The sequence below is a fragment of the Streptomyces colwelliae genome (genome assembly GCF_048158785.1).
In the GTDB taxonomy this organism is placed as follows: Bacteria; Actinomycetota; Actinomycetes; order Streptomycetales; family Streptomycetaceae; genus Streptomyces.
In genome coordinates this window covers 1-5,211 of sequence record NZ_JBLTJC010000556.1, presented here as the reverse complement: position 1 = coordinate 5,211, position 5,211 = coordinate 1, and the positions used below count along the sequence as shown (strand labels likewise).

The window sequence follows — 5,211 nt, the reverse complement described above, 5'->3', positions numbered from 1 at the left end:
CACCCCTACAACTACAACCGGCCCCACCCTCGCCCGCGACCTACGCGAACTCCTCGACGAGAACGTCACCGAAGGCATCACCCTCGACGAGGCCGCGCGGCTCGTGCACGCCCATCCCGCCCATCTGGTACGGGCGTTCAGCGGGGCGTACGGCATCGCACCGCACCAGTACCTGATGTCCCGCCGCGTCGACCGCGCCCGCCGGCTCCTCCTCGACGGCCGCCCGCCGGGCGAGGTGGCGACGGTGACCGGGTTCTACGACCAGTCCCATCTCACCCGCCATTTCCGGAAGTTGGTGGGGGTCACGCCGGGGCGTTATTTACGCGACAGCGATCAACGCCGTAGCTAGATTCCGCGCATGGACTGGCACGAATGGCACGACGCCTACGACTCCCCCGACTCCTACCTCAGCCGCCGTCTGGCCCTCATCCAGGAACGCCTCCGACTCGCCCTCGACACCGCCCCGCCGGGCCCGCTCACCGCGATCAGCCTCTGCGCCGGACAGGGCCACGACCTGATCGGCGTACTGGCCGACCATCCCCGCGGGCCCGAAGTCCGCGCCCGGCTGGTCGAGTTGGACGAGCGCAACGTGGACGTCGCGACCCGGGCCGCCCGCGCCGCCGGTCTCTCCGGAGTCGAAGTCGTCGCCGGGGACGCCTCGTTGACGGATCAGTACGCCGACCTCGCACCCGCCGACCTCGTCCTGGCGTGCGGCCTCCTCGGCAACATCTCCGACGCCGATGTCGAGCGCGTCCTCGACCACTGCACCGCGCTGTGCCGGACGGGCGGCACCCTCGTCTGGACCCGCAGCCGCGATCTCGCCCCCGACCTCGTCCCCCAGGTCTGCGCCTGGCTGGAGGAGCGCGGCTTCGAGCGCCTGTGGGTGTCGGACCCCTCGATCCCCCAGTCCGTCGGCGCCCACCGTTTCACCGGCGAACCCCGCCAACTCCCCACCGGCACCCGCATGTTCGACTTCATCGGCTACGACGTCCTGCGGCGCGCATGAGCTCACGCGTGCGTCACAGCTCGCGCTGCGCCTCGTACAGATTCCGCGGCCATACGACCCCCGTCGTGCCGTAGAGCTCCAGCCGTGAGTGCAGGTCACCGGTGAAGTCGGGGACGTCGATCTGGTCGAACTCGGTGACCGTGTTGAGGCCGACGGTCGCGCTGTACGGCGCCAGCCCGTCGATCTTCATCAAGCCCGCGCGGCCGTTCGTGACGCGGATGTTCCAGTGGGTGAAGCGGGCGCCGAACAGCGGACCGGCGTTCGCGTCGCCGCCGTGGCGGCCGTCGTTGTGCACGGTGATGTCGGTGCGGACGTCGGCGAAGGGCAGGCCGCGGTGGCTGTCGAAGGTGCCCATGCGCATGTCGCCGCGCGACCAGACGTTGTACGACGACAGGCCCTCGACGTTGATGCCGTGGAGCTGGGTGTTGGCCGGGGCCGGGACCGTGCGCTCCTCGATCGTGAAGTCCTCGACGAGGTTGTCGTGCGAGCCCTCGCGGCAGAAGTAGGGGTGGTGGGAGCCGCGGCCCGCCACCGTCGTACCGCGTAGCGTGCACGCCGACGCCGCCACCAGGCCGAAGCCGTTGTCCACATGACGGACCGTCACGTCGTCGAGCCAGCAGTCGTAGGCGCATTGGAGGACGACGCCGTTGTAGCCCTTGTCGAGGAGGTGCGGCTGCTGCGGGGTCTCGACGGCCTCCAGGGTCAGGCCTTCCACCCCCGAGCCCGTCAACTCATGTACGTGGGTTGTCAGTTGGGGGTTCCATTCGGGGCGTACGTCGAGCGGGAGGGGGCGTTCGAGCGTGACCCTCCGGCCGTGGACGTGCGCGATGCGGACCGGCCATTCGTAGGGGACGTACGACAGCAGCTTCGTCTTGTCGTCCCAGTAGTACGCCTCGGGGCCGGGGCCGCCGCCCGCCATGTGCTGGAGGAGGGTGTGGGCGGCGTCGTCGGCGAGGCGGAGCAACACCAGTTCGCCCGGCTTCAGTTGGGAGGAGTCCGCCACCGTCACCGTCCACGCGCCCTGCCGGGCCGGTTCGACGGTCGTCAACTGCCGCCATTCGTCACGCCTGTTGCCGGTCCAGCCCTCGAAGGGCCAGGCCTTCGCCCTGATCGCGGCGACCAGTGAGTCCCAACGGGCGCTCGGGGCCAGGGGAGGCTTTGGGTCCCGAGGCCGCCGGCCCAGGACCAGGACGACTTGTCGCCGCCGTAACGGGAGCCGTAGACGCCGATCAGCTCCGTCAGATTCCTGGTCGCGTAGAGCTTCGTACGGTCACTGCCGGCACCCCTGACCACCACGTTCGAGTGGCCGACGCGGATCACGTCGTCGATGCGGAAGGTGCCGGGCGGGATGAGCACCGTGCCACCGCCGGCCCGACCGGCAGCGGCGATGGCACGGTTGATCGCGGGGGCGGAGTCGGTCACGCCGTCCGCGACGGCGCCGTAGCGACGGACGTCGAGGACGGGCGAGTGGCCTCCCCGGTGCCGGGTGCGGCAGCCCGCCCTGCCGATGTACGGGATCTGCGGGTGGGTGAAGGGGGTGCGGGTGAACTCCCGCCAGAGGGACGGGACTTCGCCTCCGGAACCCCTGGAACCCCCGGAACCCTCAGGTCCCCCGGGTCCCTGTTTCGGCAGGGGGGCCGCCAAGGCCAGCGTGCTTCCGAGCAGGGTTCGTCTGGTGAGACGGGTGTGGCTCATGTACGTACGTCCTCCCACGCGGCTCTTCATGGATGTGAACGACGTTCAGAAATGTGCTGGCGGTGAGCATGCCACGGGGCTCCAGTCGCAGGGAAGGGGTCGAACAGGGGTCAGATCGAGGTCAGTTCGTCGGCCGCTGGGTCAGATTCGTGAACGCGTCCAGATTCCGCGTCGACTCCCCGCGCGACACCCGCCACGCGTACTCCTTGCGGATCGCGGAGGCGAAGCCCAGTTCCAGGAGGGTGTTGAAGCTGCCGTCGGCGGCCTCCAGGACCTGGCCGAGGAGGCGGTCGATCTCGGCCTCGGTGACGGCGGACAGCGGCAGCCGGCCGGTGACGTACACGTCACCGAGCTGATCGACCGCGTAACTCACGCCGTACAGCTTGAGGTTGCGCTCCAGGAGCCAGCGGTGGACGGCCGTCTCGTTCTCGTCGGGGTGGCGGATGACGAAGGCGTTGAGCGAGAGGGAGTGGCGGCCGACGAGGAGGGAGAGGGTCGTCGACAGCTTGCGGGTGCCGGGGAGTTTGACGACGAACGTGCCGGACTCCGGGCTCTCCCAGTCGAGTTCGGCATCCTTGAGGAAACCCTCGATGACCTGCGCCGCCCGGTCCTGATCCGCCGCTGCCTCACCCATGGTGCGAGCGTACGTGACGGCGGTGGGCCTGCGCCGCGGCCGCGTACACGTCCGCCGTGGCCGCGGCGGCCGTGTCCCAGCCGAAGCACTGCGCGTGCCGGGCGGCGGCCTCGCCCATGCGGGGCGCGAGGTGCGGGTCGTCGGCGAGGGCGCCCAGCACGCGCGCGTACGCGGCGGGATCGTGGCCCTGGACCAGGAAGCCGGTCTCGCCGTCGCGCACGGCGACCGGGAGGCCGCCGACCGAGGCCGCGAGCACCGGCGTACCGGCCGCCTGCGCCTCTATGGCGACCAGCCCGAAGGACTCGCTGTACGACGGCATGACCAGCACGGACGCGGCCCGGAACCAGTCCGCGAGCTGCTCCTGACCGACCGGCGGCCTGAACCGTACGACATCCGCGATGCCCAGCCGCGCGGCCAGCTTCTGTAGCCCCTCGGGCTTGGCGAGGCCACTGCCGCTGGGGCCGCCGACGACGGGCACGACGATGTTCGAGCGCAGGTCGGGCCGCTCGTCGAGGAGCACGGCGACCGCGCGCAGCAGGACGTCCGGCGCCTTCAGGGGCTGGATGCGGCCCGCGAAGAGCGGGATCAGCGCGTCCTGCGGGAGGCCGAGGCGGGCACGGGCCGCCGCTCGGCCGTCCGCCGGGCGGAAGCGTTCGAGGTTCACGCCGGGGTGCACCACGGCGACCTTGGCGGGGTCGGCCGCGTAGTGCCGTACGAGTTCGTCGGCCTCCTCCGCCGTGTTGGCGATGAGGCGGTCGGCGGCGGCGACGATCTGGGTCTCGCCGATGACGCGGGCGGCGGGTTCGGGGGTGTCGCCGTCGGCCAGGCTGGCGTTCTTGACCTTGGCCATGGTGTGCATGGCGTGCACGAGGGGGACGCCCCAACGCTGGGCGGCGAGCCAGCCGACGTGACCGGAGAGCCAGTAGTGCGAGTGGACGAGGTCGTAGTACCCGGGGCGGTGGCCGGCCCACGCCTGCATCACTCCGTGCGTGAACGCGCAGAGCTGGGCGGGGAGTTCCTCCTTGGCGAGACCGTCGTACGGTCCCGCGTCGACGTGCCGGACGAGGACGCCGGGCGCCAGCTCGACGGTCGGGGGGAGGGCGGCCGTGGTGGCGCGCGTGAAGATCTCGACCTCGATGTTGATCTCGGCGAGGCGCTGCGCGAGCTCCACGATGTAGACGTTCATGCCGCCCGCGTCGCCCGTGCCGGGCTGGTGCAGCGGTGATGTGTGCACAGACAGCATGGCGACGCGGCGAGGCTTGCGGTGCAGCCGCAGCCGTGCGGACGAGGCCGCGGAACGCCGCCCGAGCCTGCTGCCGTACTGGCTCACGTGGCGTTCCTCCTCGCTGCGGGCATGCCTGAGGGAGGGCGTGCGGTTCCCTCCAAGGAGGCCAACATCGGGAGGCCGGATTCTCATTCCGGCGCATGAGGATTTTACCCAGCCATTGCCGGGGGTCGCTCAACCGTTCGAGGCGGCGGCGCGTTGACCCCCTTGCCGGTCAGCCCACGGGTGACGTGGCGAAGGCGTGCCAGTTGGCGGCCACGCGGCCGGTCTGCTTGAGCAGCCGGGCCGGTTCGGGCGCGGCGGGCCAGATCTGGAGCAGGTACCGGTCGGCGGCTCGTCGTCCTCCCGGACGTTCTTGCTGTGGCCGGCATCCATGCCGATGGCGGAGTACCGCACGCGGTAGTCACGCTCCTCCAGTTCCAGCTCCCACCAGTTCTTCGCGTTCCACTGCCGCAGCACCGTCTCCTCCGACACCGGCCGGAACGGGACCTCGACGATCTCCTCCCACGTCTCGTCCAGCTCGGGCCGGCTGTCGTGCAGCTCGGCGGTGAAGTCGACACCGCCGATGCGCAGACCGGTCAGAAGTAACAG

The 5,211-nt window shown here is 70.8% G+C and carries 4 protein-coding genes and 2 pseudogenes; 2 read left to right on the top strand and 4 right to left on the bottom strand.

What is annotated here, in order from left to right; genetic code table 11:
* The coding region (locus ACNFOC_RS50680; RefSeq protein WP_416965746.1) for a helix-turn-helix transcriptional regulator at positions 1-349 on the top strand (349 nt) is incomplete at its 5' end.
* Between the two features lie 9 nt (positions 350-358).
* Positions 359-1,006 carry a class I SAM-dependent methyltransferase gene (locus tag ACNFOC_RS50675; RefSeq protein WP_416965745.1) on the top strand — a complete coding sequence of 216 codons (648 nt, stop codon included), beginning with the start codon at positions 359-361 and terminating at the stop codon, positions 1,004-1,006.
* 13 nt (positions 1,007-1,019) lie between these two features.
* Here the strand turns inward: ACNFOC_RS50675 and ACNFOC_RS50670 are convergent.
* The 4 genes and pseudogenes from ACNFOC_RS50670 to ACNFOC_RS50655 form a co-directional block, all read right to left on the bottom strand.
* Positions 1,020-2,701 (bottom strand): annotated as a pseudogene (locus ACNFOC_RS50670) (glycosyl hydrolase family 28-related protein).
* A gap of 121 nt (positions 2,702-2,822) precedes the next feature.
* Positions 2,823-3,335, bottom strand: a complete 513-nt coding sequence (locus ACNFOC_RS50665; protein WP_416965744.1) for a type III secretion system chaperone family protein — start codon at positions 3,333-3,335, stop codon at positions 2,823-2,825.
* Positions 3,328-4,665 carry a D-inositol-3-phosphate glycosyltransferase gene (gene mshA / locus ACNFOC_RS50660; RefSeq protein WP_416965743.1) on the bottom strand — a complete coding sequence of 446 codons (1,338 nt, stop codon included), beginning with the start codon at positions 4,663-4,665 and terminating at the stop codon, positions 3,328-3,330. The genes ACNFOC_RS50665 and mshA overlap by 8 nt, the downstream gene beginning before the upstream one ends.
* A 129-nt stretch (positions 4,666-4,794) precedes the next feature.
* Positions 4,795-5,211, bottom strand: a pseudogene (locus tag ACNFOC_RS50655) (hypothetical protein); the annotation flags it as partial.

Excerpts from the sequence above, each read along its gene's own strand:
- ACNFOC_RS50675 (WP_416965745.1), top strand. The coding sequence starts at position 359 with ATGGACTGGCACGAATGGCACGACGCCTACGACTCCCCCGACTCCTAC.
- ACNFOC_RS50665 (WP_416965744.1), bottom strand. The coding sequence starts at position 3,335 with ATGGGTGAGGCAGCGGCGGATCAGGACCGGGCGGCGCAGGTCATCGAG.